General features: G+C 66.9%; 15 protein-coding genes and 1 tRNA gene. 5 read left to right on the forward strand and 11 right to left on the reverse strand.

Going from position 1 to position 16,863, the window contains the following annotated elements; genetic code table 11:
• Positions 1-77: 77 nt before the first annotated feature.
• The 7 genes from NOM55_RS04140 to NOM55_RS04170 form a co-directional block, all read right to left on the reverse strand.
• Entirely contained in the window at positions 78-1,460 is a 1,383-nt protein-coding gene (locus NOM55_RS04140; RefSeq protein ID WP_255907627.1) for an FAD-binding oxidoreductase, read from the reverse strand.
• Positions 1,457-1,789 (reverse strand): hypothetical protein, encoded by a 333-nt coding sequence (locus NOM55_RS04145; protein WP_255907629.1) that lies wholly within the window; start codon positions 1,787-1,789, stop codon positions 1,457-1,459. Before NOM55_RS04145 ends, NOM55_RS04140 begins: the two co-directional genes overlap by 4 nt.
• A 1-nt stretch (position 1,790) precedes the next feature.
• Positions 1,791-2,414: a glutathione S-transferase family protein gene (locus tag NOM55_RS04150; protein WP_255907630.1), complete on the reverse strand. Its 624-nt coding sequence runs from the start codon at positions 2,412-2,414 to the stop codon at positions 1,791-1,793.
• A 184-nt stretch (positions 2,415-2,598) separates the two neighbouring features.
• Entirely contained in the window at positions 2,599-3,231 is a 633-nt protein-coding gene (locus NOM55_RS04155) for an exopolysaccharide biosynthesis protein (RefSeq protein ID WP_255907631.1), read from the reverse strand.
• 81 nt (positions 3,232-3,312) lie between these two features.
• Positions 3,313-4,668: an aldehyde dehydrogenase family protein gene (locus tag NOM55_RS04160; protein WP_120809418.1), complete on the reverse strand. Its 1,356-nt coding sequence runs from the start codon at positions 4,666-4,668 to the stop codon at positions 3,313-3,315.
• A gap of 253 nt (positions 4,669-4,921) precedes the next feature.
• Positions 4,922-5,800: a DUF4743 domain-containing protein gene (locus NOM55_RS04165; protein ID WP_255907632.1), complete on the reverse strand. Its 879-nt coding sequence runs from the start codon at positions 5,798-5,800 to the stop codon at positions 4,922-4,924.
• Positions 5,801-6,050: 250 nt separating this feature from the next.
• Positions 6,051-6,127: transfer RNA gene (locus tag NOM55_RS04170), tRNA-Arg, on the reverse strand.
• Positions 6,128-6,291: 164 nt separating this feature from the next.
• Between NOM55_RS04170 and NOM55_RS04175 the strand changes: the two genes are divergently transcribed.
• On the forward strand, positions 6,292-7,029 hold the full coding sequence (locus tag NOM55_RS04175; protein ID WP_255907633.1) for a cytochrome c5 family protein: 738 nt from the start codon (positions 6,292-6,294) through the stop codon (positions 7,027-7,029).
• 81 nt (positions 7,030-7,110) lie between these two features.
• Here NOM55_RS04175 and NOM55_RS04180 read toward each other — a convergent pair whose 3' ends face one another.
• Entirely contained in the window at positions 7,111-9,126 is a 2,016-nt protein-coding gene (locus NOM55_RS04180) for a UvrD-helicase domain-containing protein (RefSeq protein ID WP_255907634.1), read from the reverse strand.
• Positions 9,127-9,445: 319 nt separating this feature from the next.
• Here NOM55_RS04180 and NOM55_RS04185 point away from each other — a divergent pair, with 319 nt between their 5' ends.
• A complete protein-coding gene (locus NOM55_RS04185; protein WP_255907635.1) occupies positions 9,446-10,273 on the forward strand; it encodes a symmetrical bis(5'-nucleosyl)-tetraphosphatase in 828 nt (275 codons plus the stop codon).
• Positions 10,274-10,378: 105 nt separating this feature from the next.
• On the opposite strand, the gene NOM55_RS04190 is transcribed toward NOM55_RS04185, so the two are convergent.
• From NOM55_RS04190 to mutM, 3 genes are all read right to left on the reverse strand, one after another.
• Positions 10,379-11,704 carry a dicarboxylate/amino acid:cation symporter gene (locus tag NOM55_RS04190; RefSeq protein ID WP_255907636.1) on the reverse strand — a complete coding sequence of 442 codons (1,326 nt, stop codon included), beginning with the start codon at positions 11,702-11,704 and terminating at the stop codon, positions 10,379-10,381.
• A 237-nt stretch (positions 11,705-11,941) separates the two neighbouring features.
• Positions 11,942-12,730: a lysophospholipid acyltransferase family protein gene (locus NOM55_RS04195; RefSeq protein ID WP_255907637.1), complete on the reverse strand. Its 789-nt coding sequence runs from the start codon at positions 12,728-12,730 to the stop codon at positions 11,942-11,944.
• 34 nt (positions 12,731-12,764) lie between these two features.
• The gene (gene mutM / locus NOM55_RS04200; RefSeq protein WP_255907638.1) at positions 12,765-13,580 is read right to left on the reverse strand and encodes a bifunctional DNA-formamidopyrimidine glycosylase/DNA-(apurinic or apyrimidinic site) lyase; all 816 of its coding nucleotides are present in this window, start codon (positions 13,578-13,580) and stop codon (positions 12,765-12,767) included.
• A 79-nt stretch (positions 13,581-13,659) separates the two neighbouring features.
• Here mutM and NOM55_RS04205 point away from each other — a divergent pair, with 79 nt between their 5' ends.
• Genes NOM55_RS04205 through ispE form a run of 3 tightly spaced genes read left to right on the forward strand, consistent with a single transcriptional unit; the run spans position 13,660 to position 16,852 of the window.
• Entirely contained in the window at positions 13,660-15,417 is a 1,758-nt protein-coding gene (locus NOM55_RS04205) for a tetratricopeptide repeat protein (RefSeq protein ID WP_255907639.1), read from the forward strand.
• Positions 15,414-16,001, forward strand: a complete 588-nt coding sequence (gene lolB, locus NOM55_RS04210; protein WP_202902786.1) for a lipoprotein insertase outer membrane protein LolB — start codon at positions 15,414-15,416, stop codon at positions 15,999-16,001. The genes NOM55_RS04205 and lolB overlap by 4 nt, the downstream gene beginning before the upstream one ends.
• Entirely contained in the window at positions 15,998-16,852 is an 855-nt protein-coding gene (ispE, locus tag NOM55_RS04215; RefSeq protein ID WP_255907640.1) for a 4-(cytidine 5'-diphospho)-2-C-methyl-D-erythritol kinase, read from the forward strand. The genes lolB and ispE overlap by 4 nt, the downstream gene beginning before the upstream one ends.
• Positions 16,853-16,863 lie beyond the last annotated feature (11 nt).

Genomic DNA, 16,863 nt, shown 5'->3' on the forward strand with positions numbered 1-16,863 from the left:
TACAAATGCATGGTCGATGTGCTTGCGGCCAACCTTGAGATAAGGTTGGCCGCATTGTTTTGGGGGCGTGACCGTGTTTACAGCCACTTGCCCGGGTTCATGATGCGCTGCGGGTCGAGCGCCTGTTTCACCGCGCGCATCACCGCCAGCGCCGCCGGGTCCTTGTAGCGCTGCAGCCAGTGGCCCTTGAGCTGGCCGACGCCGTGTTCGGCCGCCAGTGTGCCGCGCAGGCGGTGAACCTGTTCGTAGACGATGGCGTTGACCGCGTCCTCGTCGGCAAACAGTTCGGCATTGCCGGGGCGGGTGTGGCTGATGTTGTAGTGCAGGTTGCCGTCGCCGGCGTGGCCGAAGGCGACGATGCGCACGCCGGGGAAGGCGGCTTGCAGCGCCGCGCCGCAGGCGTCGAGAAAGGCCGGGATCGCCGAGGTCGGCACGCCGATGTCGTGCTTGATGCTGGGGCCGTCGCGCTTTTGCAGCTCCGACATCTGTTCGCGCAGCTGCCACAGCCGCGCGCGTTCGCTGTCGTTCTGCGCCAGCACGCCGTCGCCTAGGCCGCGCGCGGCCAGCCACTGCAGCAGCCGCTCCTGCAGGCTGGTGTTGTCGCCGCTGTCGGACAGCTCGACCAGCAGCGCCCACGGCGCCCGGAACGGCAGCGCGCCCGGCTGGTACTTATCGACCAGCTGCTGGCACACCTCGGACATCATCTCGAAGCTGGTCAGCCGGTCGCCGAACGCCGCCTGCAGCGCGTTGAGGGTGGCGATGGCCTCGTCAGCGCTGGCGACGCCGAGCAGCGCGGTGGCGTGCGCGGTGGGCTGCGGGAACAGCTTCAGCGTGGCGGCGGTGATCAGTCCGAGCTGGCCCTCGGCGCCGATGAACAGCTGCTTCACGTCCAGGCCGCTGGTGTCCTTGCGCAGCGCGGTCAGCGCGTCCAGCAGCTGCCCGTCCGGCAGTATCACCTCCAGCCCCAGCGTCAGCTCGCGCATGGTGCCGAAGCGCAGCACGGCGAGGCCGCCGGCGTTGGTGGACAGGTTGCCGCCGATCTGGCAGCTGCCCTCGCTGGCCAGCGATAGCGGGAACAGCAGCCCGGCGCTGGCCGCCGCCGCCTGTACCGCCGCCAGCGTGCAGCCGGCCTCGACGGTGATGGTCTGGTTGGCCGCATCGACGGCGCGGATGCGGTTCAGCCGTCGCAGCGCGATGACTAGCTGCCGGCCGCTGCCGTCCGGCGTCGCCGCGCCGCAGGTGGAGGTGTTGCCGCCCTGCGGCACGATGGCGATGCGGTGGGCGGCGCAGAAGCGCACCAGCGCTGCCACTTCGTCGCTGCTGGCCGGCAGCGCCACCGCCAGCGGCGAGCCGTGGTAGCGGCCGCGGTAGTCGGTAATGAAGGGCGCGATGTCGTGCGGCGTGGTCAGCAGGTTGGCGGCGCCGACAATGGCGGCCAGTGGCGCAAGCAGATCGGTCATGGGGTGGTTTCCGGTTCGGCACTGGAGTCGGAGTCGCAGCCGGTGCCGATCGCCAGATAGCGTCGCGCCAGCGGCGCGAACAGCGGCACGGCGACGGCGGGCAGCCAGCGCAGGTAGTGGGTGGGGGCGGTGAGCAGGCCGCAGTGGTAGCGTGCGGCCGCGGCCTGCCACTGCAGCGCCGGGCAGGCGCCGGCACGGTGGCGCAGCAGCAGCTTTGACAGCGGGCAGGGTGCGGCGGCGCAGCACACGCCGCAGCCGTTGCAGGCGGCGCCGAGCGCCGGTTTGGTCGGCGCGGCGCGGGCCAGCCAGATGCGCTGCGGCGCGCTCATGTCAGTGCCCACTCTCCGGCGCCATCAGCGCGTCCGGATGCTGCCAGCCTGGCCGGGCGGCGATGCGCGCCAGCCAGGCGCCGACCTGCGGCCAGGCTTGCAGGTCGATGCCGGCGTCGGCGGCCCACCACAGGTAGGCGCTGGCCGACAGGTCGGCGAGCGACAGGCCGCCGGCGAGCAGGTAGTCCTGCGTCGCCAGCTGCGCGTCCAGCACGTCGAGGTCGGCGCGGCAGCGTTGTTCCAGCCAGGCTTCGACTGCTGCCGGCTGCGGCTCGAAGCGGCGCGCGTAGCGCAGATTGGGCAGCGACAGCCCGATGCGGTTGCTCTCCCAGCTCAGCCATTCGCGCAGCGCCTGGCGCTCGCCGGGCTGGCCGGCCAGCACGCCTTTGCTCTCCGCCAGCCACTGCAGGATGGCGTTGGACTGCACCATCGCCACGCCGTCGACCACCAGCGCGGGCACCTCGTCCCAGCGGCTGGCGGCGCGGAAGTCGGCCGGACGCTCGGCGCGCGGGGTGGACAACGCGACGTTGCGGTATTCATGCGCGACCTTGCCCAGCACCAGCGCCAGCCTGATCTTGTAGCTGTGGCCGGACAGACGGTTGCCGTAGAGGATGAGACTGCTCATGGGGGAATCCTGTGCCAATACGGGCGTGGCCCGCTCAAGCCCCCGATGATACGCGCAAGTGGCGGCCTGGCGCTGCTCACCACACCTCGCCGTGTCCCCACACCAGGGCGCCGACGCCGACAGAGGTAGGCGTAAGGCCAGGCGAATGACAAGGTGGCGCCACGCAGGAGCGGGGGCGTGGCGCTTAACCGGTCCAGCCGCCGCGCAGCAGGCGGTAGCCCCAGGCCAGGATCTCGGCGCCGGCCCACCACAGCAGCGCGACATAGGCCCAGGCCAGCACGGTGACGACGTAGCCGGCCAGCAGCAGCGCGCCGTCGCGCAGCCGCAGCCCCCACGCCAGCAGCACCACCGCGGCGGCGGGCACCATATTGTCGAAGGAGATCACCGGCACCGGCACCATCATCGATAGCCCGGCCAGCGCCAGCATGCCGCCATTGAGGTAGCGGTAGTGCGGCGAGCTGAGCCGCAACAGTCGCGGCCGGCTGCGCGTCAGCAGGCGCTGGTTGAATTGTGCCAGCAGCCTTTGCAGGCGTTCGCCCAGCGCCGGCGGCAGGCGTCGCCGTGCCAGCCACGGCGGCAGCGTCACCGGCCGTGCCAGCAGCAGGCCGCCGGCCAGCAGCAGGCACAGCACACCGACGCTGGTGGCCATGCCGGGCACGGTCAGCGGCAGCAGCAGCGGTAGCGCCAGCAGCCCGAGCCAGCGCAACTGCTGGCGCGGGTGACGGCCGACGGCCTCGCCGAGGGTGGTGTGCGACAGCGGGGCAGGGAGGACGCGCGCGCGGCGGGTGCGCGCGGGGCGGGAGTGGTGAGGCAGCATGGCAGTCCACGGAATGAAGGCAACAAGCACTATGCGACCGGCGCATGGCGAATTTGTTGCAGGCCGCGGCCGCCCCGCGCCTTATTTTTGCCAGTAGGTCTTCACGTTGACGAATTCGTAGAGGCCGAACTCGGACAGTTCGCGGCCGTAGCCGGAGGCCTTGACGCCGCCGAAGGGCAGGCGCAGGTCGGAGCTGGTGTAGCGGTTGATGAACACCGCGCCGGCCTCGATCTCGCGCCCCAGCCGCCACGCCTGCTCGGTGTCGGCGCTGAAGATGGTGGCGCCGAGGCCGAACGGGGTGTCGTTGGCGAGGCGGATGGCGTCGTCAACGTTGGCCGCACGCAGGATGCTGGCCACCGGGCCGAACACCTCCTCGTGGTAGATACGGCAGGCGCTGTTGACGTGGTCCAGCACCGTGGCCGGGTAGTAGAAGCCGGCGCCGTGCGGCATGATGCCGCCGGCCAGCAGCTGCGCGCCGTGGCCCTGCGCGTCCAGCACCTGCGCGTGCAGCGCCTCGCGCAGGTCGGCGCGGGTCAGCGGCGCCAGCGTGGTGGCGGCGTCGGCCGGGTGGCCGGGCACCAGCGCGCGGACGTGTTCCAGGAAGGCGGCGACAAAATCGTCGGCGATCTCCGGCACCACGATCATGCGCTTGGCGGCGTTGCAGCTCTGGCCGGCGTCGCGAAAGCGCGAGTGTGCGGCCTCGCTGGCGGCGGCCTCGACATCGGCGTCGGCCAGCACGATGAACGGGTTGCTGCCGCCCAGCTCCAGCACCGTCTTTTTCAGGTGACGACCGGCCATGGCGGCGATCTGGCGCCCGGTGGTGGTGGAGCCGGTGAAGGCGACCGCGTCGCAGCCGCGGATCGCGTCGTCCACCGCCTCGTGGTCGATCCACGCCACGTCCAGCACCGCCAGCCCGGCGCGGCGCACGATGTCCAGCAGCAGCGCGCTGCACTGCGGCACCGACGGCGCCGGCTTCACCAGGCAGGCGTTGCCGGACATCAGCGCCGGCACCGCAAAGCGCAGCACCTGCCAGATCGGGTAGTTCCACGGCATGATCGCCAGCACGATGCCCAGCGGCTCGAAGGCGACGCCGCTTTTGCTGGCGCCGGTGGCGATGTCCTTGCTGGCCAGCAGCGTCGGTGCCAGGTCGGCGTAGTAGCGGATCAGCTGCACCGACTTGTCGATCTCGGCCAGGCATTCGCGTTCCAGCTTGCCCACTTCCAGCGACACCAGGGCCGCCAGCGCATGACGGCTGGCCGCCAGCTGGTCGGCCAGCAGCAGCAGGCGTTCGGCGCGTTCGGCGGTCGCAAGGTGCGACCACGCGTGCTGCGCGCGGCGCAGCGCGGCCAGTTGTGGCGGCAGGGAATCGGCGGACAGGGCGGGGCGGGTGTACACCACCTCGCCGGAGGCAGGGTTGCAGCTGGTAAAGGCGGTCATGACGCGGCGGCTTGGCTACGGGGAAAGACGGTCACTGTAGCAAAAATCCACCCGTCGCGGCAGGCGGCAAGGTTGGCCGCAAGGGCTGCAGCCAACCTGGTGTTGGCTTGGAACGTGTTCACGATCTCGCGCTTACGCGAGACCAAGGCGAAAACGGCTGAGGAAGCGGCGTTTATCCGGCTTTAAACACGCATGCCGACGCCGTACTCACCGCACAACGTTTCACGAGGCGCCGCAGACCGTGAGCAGGTTCTCAGCGGCCGGCGGTGTCGGTGCCGGGCACGCCGCGCACGCCGGCCAGTAGCGCGTGCAACGCGGTATCGTCGCCCCAGTAGCCCAGCCGCGCCATGCAATCGATGGCGGTCAGCGCGGCATCGCTCATGAACTGACCGTTGACCAGATGCTGTTCCACTTCTGGCAGCGGCATCAGCACGTGCTCGGCCACTTCGCCGTCCTGATTCTGCGGGATTTCGCCTTCCTTCAGCCACAGGTCGAACACGTACAGCCATTCGCGGTGCAGGCCGCGCGGCACCGGGCGCTCGGCCAGCAGCAGCGCGGTCTGCGGCAGCAGTTCCAGCCGTGTCGGCGGAATGCCGGCTTCTTCCCAGCCCTCGCGCTCCAGCGCGATCTGGATGCTCTCGCCGGCGGCGATGCCGCCGCCCATCAGGTTGTCGAGGCGGTTGGGCGCCACGTCCTTGAACGGGCTGCGGCGGCCGACCCACATGCGGATCTCGCCGTCGGCCATGCGCTGCAGGCCGTTGAGGTGCACCGCGCGGCTGGTCAGACCCAGCGGGCGGAACGCGGCGCGCTCCATTTCGAAGGCCGGCGTGCCGTCGGTGAAGTAGGCGGTGAATTTCTCGTCGCGCCAGCCGTTGAGCCAGCCGGCATCGCGCCAGCGCAGCGTGGCGGCGGTGAGAGTGGCGCTGCGCGCGGCAAAGTCGGCTTCGTCATCCAGCGCCTTCAGCACGCCGTTTTCCTCGCGGAAGATCGCCGCTTCCTGCGCCAGCAGGCGTTCGCGCCAGATGTCGTTGACACAGCCGATACGCTGACCTGCGAGTTCAAGAGGGGAATAACCAGTCTTGTCGTAGCACACGATCTGTTCGAGTGCGGCGGTAACGGCTTGCAACTGCATGACATCTCCTGCCTGTTTTCGTGAAGGCGACATCTTACGGAGATTTGCCGCGACGGGCAGGAATTTGCAGCAGGATGGCATCTGGCGCGCGTGCCGGCGTGTGCATGTGCAACAGTCGCGGCGATTGCCTGCGCACGGAACATGCTCAGGGTATATAAATGCAGCTGACAGCGAGGGGAGACGCAGCGAGGAGGCTGCTTTGACAATCCGCAAAGAACACTGCGGCGGGATGCCGGATAATCCGGCGGATTGGCGCACCCGAGTGGGATCGAACCACTGACCTTCAGCTTCGGAAACTGACACTCTATCCAACTGAGCTACGGGTGCTGCGCAAAAAAGCAGGCGGATCATAGCGCAAAGCGGCGCCCAGCGTCCAGTCGTGACTGCCGGTTTCACGGATTTCCGGAAAGTTCCTGGCGCCTTTGCCTTGTGCGGGGGCTTTCCGTATAATTTCCCCAATTTTTGAATGACATTATTACAGCGAGGCTGGAATGAGTAACGAAACCAAAGCGCCAGGCCAGATCGTCACGATCTTGCTCGGTATCGTCGTACTGGTCGTGGTGGGTATCTGGTTGCTGGCGAAACTGGCCACCAGCGGTTTTGATGTCAATGCGGAAGTGATGAGCAAGGAAGCCGTTGCCGCCCGCCTCAAGCCGATCGGCGAATCCGTGGCCAGCGACGCGCCTCCGGGCATGCGCACCGGCCAGCAGGTTTACAGCGGCATTTGCATTTCCTGTCACGGCGCCGGCCTGGCTGGCGCACCGAAATTCGGTGATGCCGGTGCCTGGGCACCGCGCGTGGCACAGGGCTGGGATACCCTGGTCAAGCACGCACTGGAAGGCTTCAACGCGATGCCGGCCAAGGGCGGCGCGGCTGACCTGTCCGACGACGAGCTGAAACGCGCGGTGGCCTATATGGGTAACGCCGCCGGTGGCCAGTTCACCGAGCCGCCAGTAGGTGGTGCCGAAGGCGCCGCGGCTGCGGATCCGGCGGTGGTGGGCAAGAAGGTGTACGCCAGCGTGTGCATGGCCTGCCATGACAGCGGCGCGGCCGGCGCACCAAAGTTCGGCGACAAGGCCGCCTGGGCGCCACGTCTGGCCAAGGGCCTGGACGGTCTGGTGGCTTCCGCTACCAAGGGCCTCAACGCGATGCCGGCCAAGGGCGGCTACAGCGGCTCCGATGCCGAATTCAAGGCTGCCGTGGAATACCTGACCAACGCCGCCAAGTAAGTTGCCGGCAGTTGTCATCAAAAACGCCGCGCTGTTGCGCGGCGTTTTTTATTGCGGCCAACGTTGGCCGCAACGCCGTGCTCACTCCTCCGGCTTCTGCACCTTGCTGTCGAGGCTGGCCATCAGGCTGGCCAGCTTGCTCTTGCCTTCGCGTTTGCTGACGATGGGCTCGGCGCCAGGTTTGCCGAAGTGGCGGATGTCGTCGCCGTTGATCTCGCCGATGAAGCGCGACGGCTCGACGAACAGCCACTCGCCGGCGCGGCGGCGCTTGACGCAGTAGGTCAGCGTCAGGCTGCGCTGGGCGCGGGTGATGCCGACGTACATCAGCCGCCGTTCTTCCTCCACCATGCCGTTGTCCACCGATTCGCTGTGCGGCAGGATGCCTTCCTCGCAGCCGATCAGGAACACGTGCGGGTATTCCAGCCCTTTCGACGCGTGCAGGGTCGACATCTTCACCGCGTCGACCTCGCCCTCGTCGCGGCCTTCCAGCATGGTGATCAGCGCGATGGTCTGCGACAGCTCGATCAGGTTCTTGCCGTCGGCATCGCCCTTCTTCTGCAGCCACGCCACCAGGTCCATCACGTTTTTCCACTTCACTTCCGCGGCGCGCTGGCTGTCCTCGCTGTCGTACAGCCAGGCCTCGAAGCCGATCGCCTTCAGCATCTCCATCACCAGTTCACCGGCCGGCTCGCGCGTGGCGCGGTATTCCAGGTTGACGATGAAGCGGCAGAAGTCCTGCAATGGCGCCAGCTGCGCGGCACCGACCTGCAGCTGGAAGCCTTCCTCGTGCGCGGCGGCGAACAGGCTGTTGCCGCGCTGGCCGGCCCAGGCGCCCAGCCGCTCCAGCGTGGTGGCGCCGACGCCGCGCTTGGGCGTGGTCAGCGCGCGGATGAAGGCCGGATCGTCGTCGGGGTTGGCGATCAGGCGCAGGTAGGACAGCACGTCCTTGATTTCCGGCTTGTCGAAGAAGCTCTGCCCGCCGGCCATCTGGTAGGGGATGCGCTGATTGCGCAGCGCCTGCTCGAAGATGCGTGCCTGGTAGTTGCCGCGATAGAGGATGGCGTAGTCCTTGAATTCGGTGCGGTGCTCGAACTTGTGGGCGACCAGCCGCTGTACCACCACGTCGGCCTCGTGCTCCTCGTCCTTGCACTGCACCACGTGGATCGGCTCGCCCAGGCCCAATTCGCTCCACAGCTGCTTCTCGAACAGCTTGGGGTTGTTGGATATCACCGAATTGGCGGCACGCAGGATGCGGGCGGTGGAGCGGTAGTTCTGCTCCAGCTTGATCACCTTCAGCCTGGGGAAGTCGTGCTGCAGCAGGCGCAGGTTTTCCATGTTGGCGCCGCGCCAGGCGTAGATCGACTGGTCGTCGTCGCCCACCGCGGTGAACATGCCGCGCGCGCCGGTGAGCAGCTTCACCAGCTGGTACTGGCAGGTGTTGGTGTCCTGGTATTCGTCGATCAGCAGGTAGCGCAGCTTGTGCTGCCACTTCTGCAGCACCTCGGCGTTGCTCAGGAACAGCTCGACCGGGAAGCGGATCAGGTCGTCGAAGTCCATCGCCTGGTAGGCGGTGAGCGTGGTCTGGTAGCTGGCGTAGGTCATCGCGCAGATGCGGTCGAACTCGTTGTCGGCCTGCACGATGGCGGCGTCGGGGCCGAGCAGCTCGTTCTTCCACAGCGAGATGCGGCTTTGCACCTTGCGCACCTCGTCCTTGTGCGTGGTCTTGAGCACGTCGGAGATGATCTTGGCGGCGTCGTAGCTGTCGAGGATGGAGAACTGCGGCTTGTAGCCGAGGTGCGGCGCCTCCTGGCGCAGCAATTGCATGCCCAGCGAGTGGAAGGTCGACACGGTGATGCCCTTCAGCTCGCGGCTGTTCATCAGCTTGCCGACGCGCTCCAGCATCTCGCGCGCCGCCTTGTTGGTGAAGGTGATGGCGGCGATGTTGCGCGCGTCGTAATTGCCCTCGCGGATCAGGTACTCGATCTTCTGGGTGATCACCCGCGTCTTGCCGGAGCCGGCGCCGGCCAGCACCAGGAGCGGGCCGTCCAGCGACATGATGGCGGCGCGTTGCGGCGGATTCAGTTGCAGCAGGGACATGAGGTGTCGTCAATCTTTCATGGACAACGCGCATTGTAGAGCCAGCGGCACGATACGGCCATGCGCTTTCCTTTATCATTGGCGGCCGGCGCGCTGCCGTGGCAATCGCGGCGGGCGCGACGTTGCGGCAGGGCTCAGAGCGTGCTCACGATCTAGCGAGCTAGAGCGAGACAAGGCGAAAACGGCTGAGGAAGCAGAGTTGACATGGGGTCAATGAGCATTCCGAAGGCGTTTTCAACGCGGTATCGCCGAAGCACAGCAGATTGTGAACCGGCTCTCAGGCCAAGGTTGGCCGCATTCATCAACAGGACAACAACACATGGCCACCTACGCGATTGGCGATTTGCAGGGCTGCTTCACGCCCTTTATGGCGCTGCTGCGCCAGATTGAATTCAACCCCGGCCGCGACACGCTGTGGCTGACCGGCGACCTGGTCAACCGCGGCCCGGAATCGCTGGCGGTGCTGCGCTGGGTGTTCGAGCACCAGGACTGCACGCAGATGGTGCTCGGCAACCACGACCTGCACCTGCTGGCGGTGGCCGAGGGCTACGGCAAGATCCACAGCGACGACACCATTAACGACGTGCTGGACGCCGCCGACAGCAAGCTGCTGCTGGACTGGCTGCGCTGCCAGCCGCTGATGATCTACGAACAGGGCTACGCGATGGTGCACGCCGGCCTGCTGCCGGAGTGGAGCATCAACAAGGCGCTGCGGCTGGCGGAGGAGGTGGAGGACGAGCTGTCCGGCAAGGACTACCGCAAGCTGTTCGCCAAGCTGTACGGCAACAAGCCGGCGCGCTGGCACGGCGAGCTGAAGGGCATGGACCGCTGGCGGCTGATCATCAACGCGATGACGCGGATGCGCTTCATCAACAGCGACGGCGAGCTGGACCTGTCCTACAAGGGCGAGCTGGACGGCGCGCCGGCGCAGCTGCGGCCGTGGTTCGCGGTGGACGGGCGGCGCAGCATGGACACGCCCATCGTCTGCGGCCACTGGTCGGCGCTGGGGCTGATGCTGACAGAGGACGTGCTGGCCATCGACAGCGGCTGCCTGTGGGGCGGCCGCCTGACCGCGGTGCGGCTGGAAGACCGCGCCCAGTTCTCGCTGCCGTGCCCGCCGTACCGCCAGATCGGCAAAGTCAAGTAAGCCCAAGTAAGCCCAAGTAAGGCGCGGCGGTTGCGGCCAACGTTGGCCGCAAGAAAAAAGCCCCTGTCTCGCGACAGGGGCTTTGTGTTTGGCTTTTGGCCGGGATTAGCTCAGTTCTTGCGATACTTCGCGGATCAGGTGCGGCGCTTGTACCGGTGCACCGTGGTTGATCGGTGTCGGGTTGGCGAGCTCGCGCTGCATCTGAGCCACGTCCAGCGAGTCTTCCCACTTGGCGACCACCACGGTGGCCACCGCGTTGCCGATCAGGTTGGTGATGGCACGGGCTTCGGACATGAAACGGTCGATGCCGAGGATCAGCGCGAGGCCGGCAACCGGGATTTCCGGTACCACCGCCAGGGTGGCGGCCAGGGTGATGAAGCCGGAGCCGGTGACGCCGGCGGCACCCTTGGAGGTCAGCAGCAGCACGCCGAGGATGGTCAGCTCTTGCGTCAGGGTCAGGTCGATATTGCATGCCTGGGCGATGAAGATCGCCGCCATGGTCAGGTAGATCGAGGTGCCGTCGAGGTTGAAGGAGTAACCGGTCGGTACCACCAGGCCGACGACCGGCTTGGCGCAGCCCAGCTGTTCTAGCTTGGTCATCAGGCGCGGCAGCGCGGATTCGGACGACGAGGTGCCCAGCACGATCAGCAGCTCTTCCTTGATGTACTTGATCAGCTTCCACACGCTGAAACCGTAGAAGCGGGCGATGCTGCCCAGTACCAGGCCGACGAACAGCACGCAGGTCAGGTAGAAGGTGCCCATCAGCGATGCCAGCTGCACCAGGCTGCCGACGCCGTATTTGCCGATGGTGAACGCCATCGCGCCAAAGGCACCGATCGGGGCCAGCTTCATGATGAAGCCGATCATCGCGAACAGCACGTGCGACACTTTTTCAAAGAAGCCCAGTACCGGTTTGCCCTGCTCGCCCATCAGCGACAGGCCGGCGCCGAACAGCACCGAGAACAGCAGCACCTGCAGGATCTCGCCTTCGGCAAAGGCGCCGATCGCGCTTTGCGGAATCACGTGCAGGATGAAGTCCACCGTGCTCTGGCCGGCGGCCTTTTCGGTGTACTTGGCGATGGCACCGGCGTCCAGCGTGCTCGGGTCCACGTTCATGCCGGCACCCGGCTGCACGTAGTTCACCACCAGCAGGCCGATGGCCAGCGCCAGCGTGGTCACCACTTCAAAGTACAGCAAGGCCTTGCCGCCGACGCGGCCAACCTTTTTCATGTCTTCCATGCCGGCAATGCCGACCACGATGGTGCAGAAAATGATCGGCGCGATCATCATCTTCACCAGCTTGATGAAGCCGTCACCCAGTGGCTTGAGTTTGGCGCCGAGTTCCGGCATCAGGTGTCCGAGGGTGACCCCCAGTACGATGGCGACAATGACCTGAAAATACAGGCTCTTGTAGAACGGTTTTTTCTGCATGGTGCACTCTCCTGTGTCTGGCGCCGTGATGGTCGCCCACGCTGTGTTGGCGTCTTGGCGAGGATCATGCGGCAGGCGGGCAGGGCGCCAACATTGGGTATTTCCCCATCGCGGAAAACCCTATTGGGGAATCTCCGTATTGGCTTTTTCCGGCTAGCAGGCTGGCATGGTTGCGGTGCAGCATCGGTGATGCCCCATGCCGGCGGCGTGCGGGCCGGCCGGGGCTGGCCAGGGCGGCTATTCGGCGGCGACGACGGGCTCGGCCGGCAGCTGCAGTGCGTCGCGGATGGCGTCGCGCGCGGTTTCCGACAGCTGGAAGCGGCTGGCCAGCGCGGTGTCGTAGGGCGGGATGGCGGCGGTGTAGCTCAGCTCCACCACCATGGCGCGGCTGGCCAGGATCAGGCACAGGCTCTGCCAGAAGCTGGTGTCACCGGCGTAGGCGGCGGCGGCGCAGTAGTGGCCGCCGGGCGTCAGGTAGCGGATCGCCACCGGCTGCACCGTGGCGTGAGCCAGGCGCGAGGCCTCGAACAGCGAGGGCTTGAACGGCAGCAGGCTGCGGCCGTCGGAGGTGGTGGCCTCCGGGAATACCGCCATGCAGCCGCCGTCCTGCAAGGCCTTGGCCAGCTGCTCGTTGACGCGGCTGGCGTCGCGGCGGTTGTTGCGGTCGATGAACAGGGTGCCGGCGTTCTTGATCAGGAAACCGGCCAGCGGCCAGTCGCGCAGCTCCTTCTTCGCCACGAAGCGCGACACGGTGACACTGTTGAGCGCGAAGATGTCCAGCCACGAGATGTGGTTGGCGACCACCAGCGTGTTGGCCGGATACACCGCCGGCGGCGTGCCGTGGACGCGCACCTTGATCGCCAGGATGTGCAGCAGGTGGCGCGACCAGCGCTGGGTGATCACCGCGCGGGCCGGTTGCGACAGGTGCGGGTAGCGGGTGGCGATCACCAGCAGGCCGCGCAGCAAGTGCATGCCGAGGCGGCCGAGGCGGAGCAGGCGGGTAGGCCAGGAGGTGGGACGATGCACGATAGGCTTTATCAGTCAGGCGACGCGGCGCAATTTAACACGGCTGGCAATGCGGGCAAAAGCAGGAGCTGCGCTGCCCCTGGCGCAGCTCGCGGATCAGGCTGCCGCAGACGTGGCAGGGCAGGTCGCGGCGGCCGTAGACCATATAGCTTTGCTGGAAGTAGCCCGGTTTACCCTTGGCGTCGACAAAGTCGCGCAGTGTGCTGCCGCCGGCGTCGATGGCGCGCGCCAGCACCGTCTTGATCTCGGCGGCCAGCCGCGCGCATTCCTCGCCGCTGAGGCCGTTGGCGGCGCGGGCCGGGTGAATGCCGGCGTGGAACAGCGCTTCGTTGGCGTAGATGTTGCCGACGCCGACCACCACGTGGTTGTCCATGATCGCCAGCTTGATGGCGCTGCCGCGGCGCTGGATCGCCTGCTGCAACACCGCGCCGTCGAAGGCGTACGACAGCGGCTCCGGCCCCAGCTGCGTCAGCAGCGGGTGCGCCTCGATCGGACCCTGCTGCCACAGGATGGCGCCAAAGCGGCGCGGATCGCGATAACGCAGAACCGTTTGCCCCAGATCGATGTCTACATGGTCATGCTTTTCCGGCGGCGCGCCCGGCGCCACAAAGCGCAGGCTGCCGGACATGCCCAGATGCAGGATCAGCGTGCCGTGTTCGAAGTCGACCAGCAGGTACTTGGCGCGGCGGCTGATGCCGAGTACGCGGCGGCCGGTCAGGTTGGCCGCCAGATCCGGCGGCACCGGCCAGCGCAGGCGCGCCTCGCGCACGGTCACGCCACGGATGGTGGCGTGCAGCAGCAGGGGTGTGATGCCGCGACAGGTGGTTTCGACTTCTGGCAATTCCGGCATTGCAGTTTTCCTTGCCGTGAGCATGATTAAATGAATGGGCGTGGTATTCTACCCGTCTGAACCGATGTTTAGGCCAAGCATGAACGCACTACTCCGTATCGCCGCAGCACTTGCCCCCCTTGCCCTGGTCGCCTGCGCCAGTGTCCCGCCCGCTCCCCCCGCGTCGTCCGTCAGCGCGGAAGCGGTGGTCGAGGATCTCGCCGACGAGGCGGTCGAGGAGGAAACGGTCGACAACCCGCGCATTCCCAAGCTGGAGCTGAGCGAGGAGTGGCTGTACGGCCTGCTGGCCGGCGAGATCGTGGTGCAGCGCGGCGGCGCCGGTGTCGCCGCGGAAACCTATCTGCAACTGGCGCGCGAAACCCGCGACCCGCGCGTGGCGCAGCGCGCCTCCGAATTCGCGATGTTCTCCGGCAACGTGCGCCAGGCCTCCGAGGCGCTGGCCTTGTGGATCGAGCTGGACCCGGATGCCGATTCGGCACGCGAACAGCTGCTGATCGCGCTGCTGCGTGCCGGCAAGCTGGCGGAAAGCCAGCCGCTGGTGGAAGGCATGCTGGCGCGGCAACCGGCGCGCGCCGGTGCCATCTTCGTGCAGCTGGCGCGGCTGCTGGCGCGGCAGCCGGACCGGGTCGCCGCGGCGAAACTGGTCAGCGACCTGGCCGAGCGCTATCCGGAACTGCCGGAAGCGCGCTTTGCCCATCTGGCGGTGGCCGCCGAGGCCGGTGAGCAGGCCGAGGTCGACAAGGAGTTCGCCCGTCTCGCCAAGATTGCCCCGACGTGGGATCTGCCGCTGCTGTGGCAGGTCGACCGCCTGCGCCGCCACTCGGTGCCTGGCGCCATAGACTTCCTGCAGGCGCAGCTGCAACTGCGTCCCGCCGCCAGTCTGGAGCTGAACCTGACCATGGTACGGTTGCTGGCCAGCGAGAAGCGCTACACCGACGCCCAGCGCCACGCCGAAAAGGCGCTGCAACAATATCCGAAACAGGCCGAACTGCTAAACATGGCCGGCCTGCTGGCGTTCCAGAACGGCAACCTGCCGCTGGCGCGCCGCCAGCTGGAGGCCTCGCTGCTGGCCGGTTACGCCGATGCCGACACCCTGCGCTACACCCTGGGCCAGCTGGCGGACGAACAGAAACAACCGCAACAGGCGCGCCACTGGTACCAGCAGGTGGGGCAGGGCGAGAACTACCTGCCGGCACGGCTGCGCCTGGCACAGCTGGACGCGGCGGACGGCAACTGGCAGCAGGCGATCAACGACCTGCAGCCACTGGGCAACGACGGCAACCAGCTGGTGCGGGTGGTCACGCTGCAGGCGCAGATCGCCAAGAATGCCGGCGACCGCGCGCAGGCGATGACGCTGCTGAACCAGGGCCTGCAACGCCAGCCGCGTGCCACCGAACTGCTGTACGACCGCGCGCTGCTGTCGGAGCTGGACGGACAGTTTGCGCTGGCGGAAAAAGACCTGCTGCAGGTGCTGGAGCTGGTGCCGGACCACGTGCACGCGCTGAATGCGCTGGGTTACGCGCTCAGCAACCACACCACCCGCTACCGCGAGGCACTGGCCTACGTGGAGAAGGCGCACCAGGCGGCACCGGACGATCCGATGATCCTCGACAGCCTGGGCTGGGTGTACTACAAGCTCGGCAAGCTGGAACAGGCGCTGCAATACCTGCAGGCGTCCTACGCCAGCATGCCGGACGCCGAAGTGGCCGCCCATCTGGGCGAGGTGCTGTGGCAGTCCGGGCGCCTCGACGAGGCGCGCAAGCTGTGGGCCGAGGCGCGCAAGAAGGAGCCGGATCACCCGGTGCTGCGTGAAACCCTGCAACGCCTGCAGCCATGATCGCGCGTTGGCTGTTACTGCTGCTGCCGCTGTGGCTGCTCGCTGGCTGTGCCTCGTTTCAGGAAGTGCCGTCCACTGCGGCACCGCTGCAGCCACAGGTGCAGGACCAGCCTTTCGACGTCGCCGGCCGGCTGGCGGTGAATCTGGACGGCAAGGGGCATGTTGCCGGCTTTGACTGGCAGCACACCGTGGACGACGACCAGCTGGCGATCAAGACGCCGGTGGGCAATACCGTGGCCAGCCTGCACCGCGACAGTCATGGCGTCACCCTGCTGGCCGACGGCCAGCAGCAGTTCGCCAGCGATGTCGAGACGCTGACCGAGCGCCAGCTGGGCTGGCCGCTGCCGCTGGCCAATCTGGTGTGGTGGGTGCGCGGCCACCCGGCGCCGCAGTTTCCCTACACCACCACCCCGGAAGGCCACCTGCAGCAGCAGGGCTGGCTGATCCGCATCCACCGCGATGCGGCCAACCTTGCCCAGCCGCGCCGCGTCGAGCTGGAGCGCGAGGGCCTGACCATCCGTCTGGTGCTGTCCGACTGGCGCCAGTTTGTTCCCCTGCTACCCGTTGCCCCCGCTTTGCCATGACCGATTCCGTTTTTCATGCCTTTCCCGCTCCGGCCAAACTCAACCTCAACCTGCTGATCACCGGCAAGCGTGACGATGGCTATCACCTGCTGGACAGCGATTTCCGCTTCATCGACCTGTGCGACAGCATCGACATCGCGCTGCGCGACGACGGCGACATCGTGCTGCTGAACCCTATCCCCGGTGTGCCGGCGGACAGCGATCTGACCGTGCGTGCGGCGCGGCTGTTGCAGCAGGCCAGCGGCAGCACGCTGGGCGCCAGCCTGCGCCTGCACAAGCGCATCCCGATGGGCGGAGGCCTCGGCGGTGGCTCTTCCGATGCGGCGACGGTGCTGCTGGCACTCAACCGCCTGTGGGGCTGCGGCCTGTCGCGCGCGGCGCTGATGCAGCTGGGCGTACAGCTGGGGGCCGACGTGCCGGTGTTCATCTTCGGGCGCAATGCGCGCGCCACCGGCATCGGTGAGCAGCTGAGCGAGATCAGCCTGCCGGCGGCCTGGTATGTGGTGTTGCACCCAACAGTGCATGTGCCGACGGCGACGGTTTTCAAGGAATTTTCACGTCAGGTGTTGACAGGGCAGGCCAGTTTCTCCATAATGCGAACCCTAGCAACGACGCCGCAAAAACAAAACGATTTGCAAAGCGTTGTTTGCCAAATGTATCCAGCGGTAAATGAAGCCTTGAGCGCATTAAGAGAATGTGGCTCGCCGTTGATGACCGGTTCCGGAGCCTGTGTATTTCTGGAATGCGGTAACGAAGATCAAGCAAAAACAGTATATCAGTCCTTGTCGTCACGATTCAGCGGCTTTGTTGCCAAGGGGTTGGCAGCACATCCGATGTTTGACGGGGAATAGCAGTGCTACTG

This window comes from Vogesella sp. AC12, from assembly GCF_024437575.1.
Lineage (GTDB): Bacteria > Pseudomonadota > Gammaproteobacteria > Burkholderiales > Chromobacteriaceae > Vogesella > Vogesella indigofera.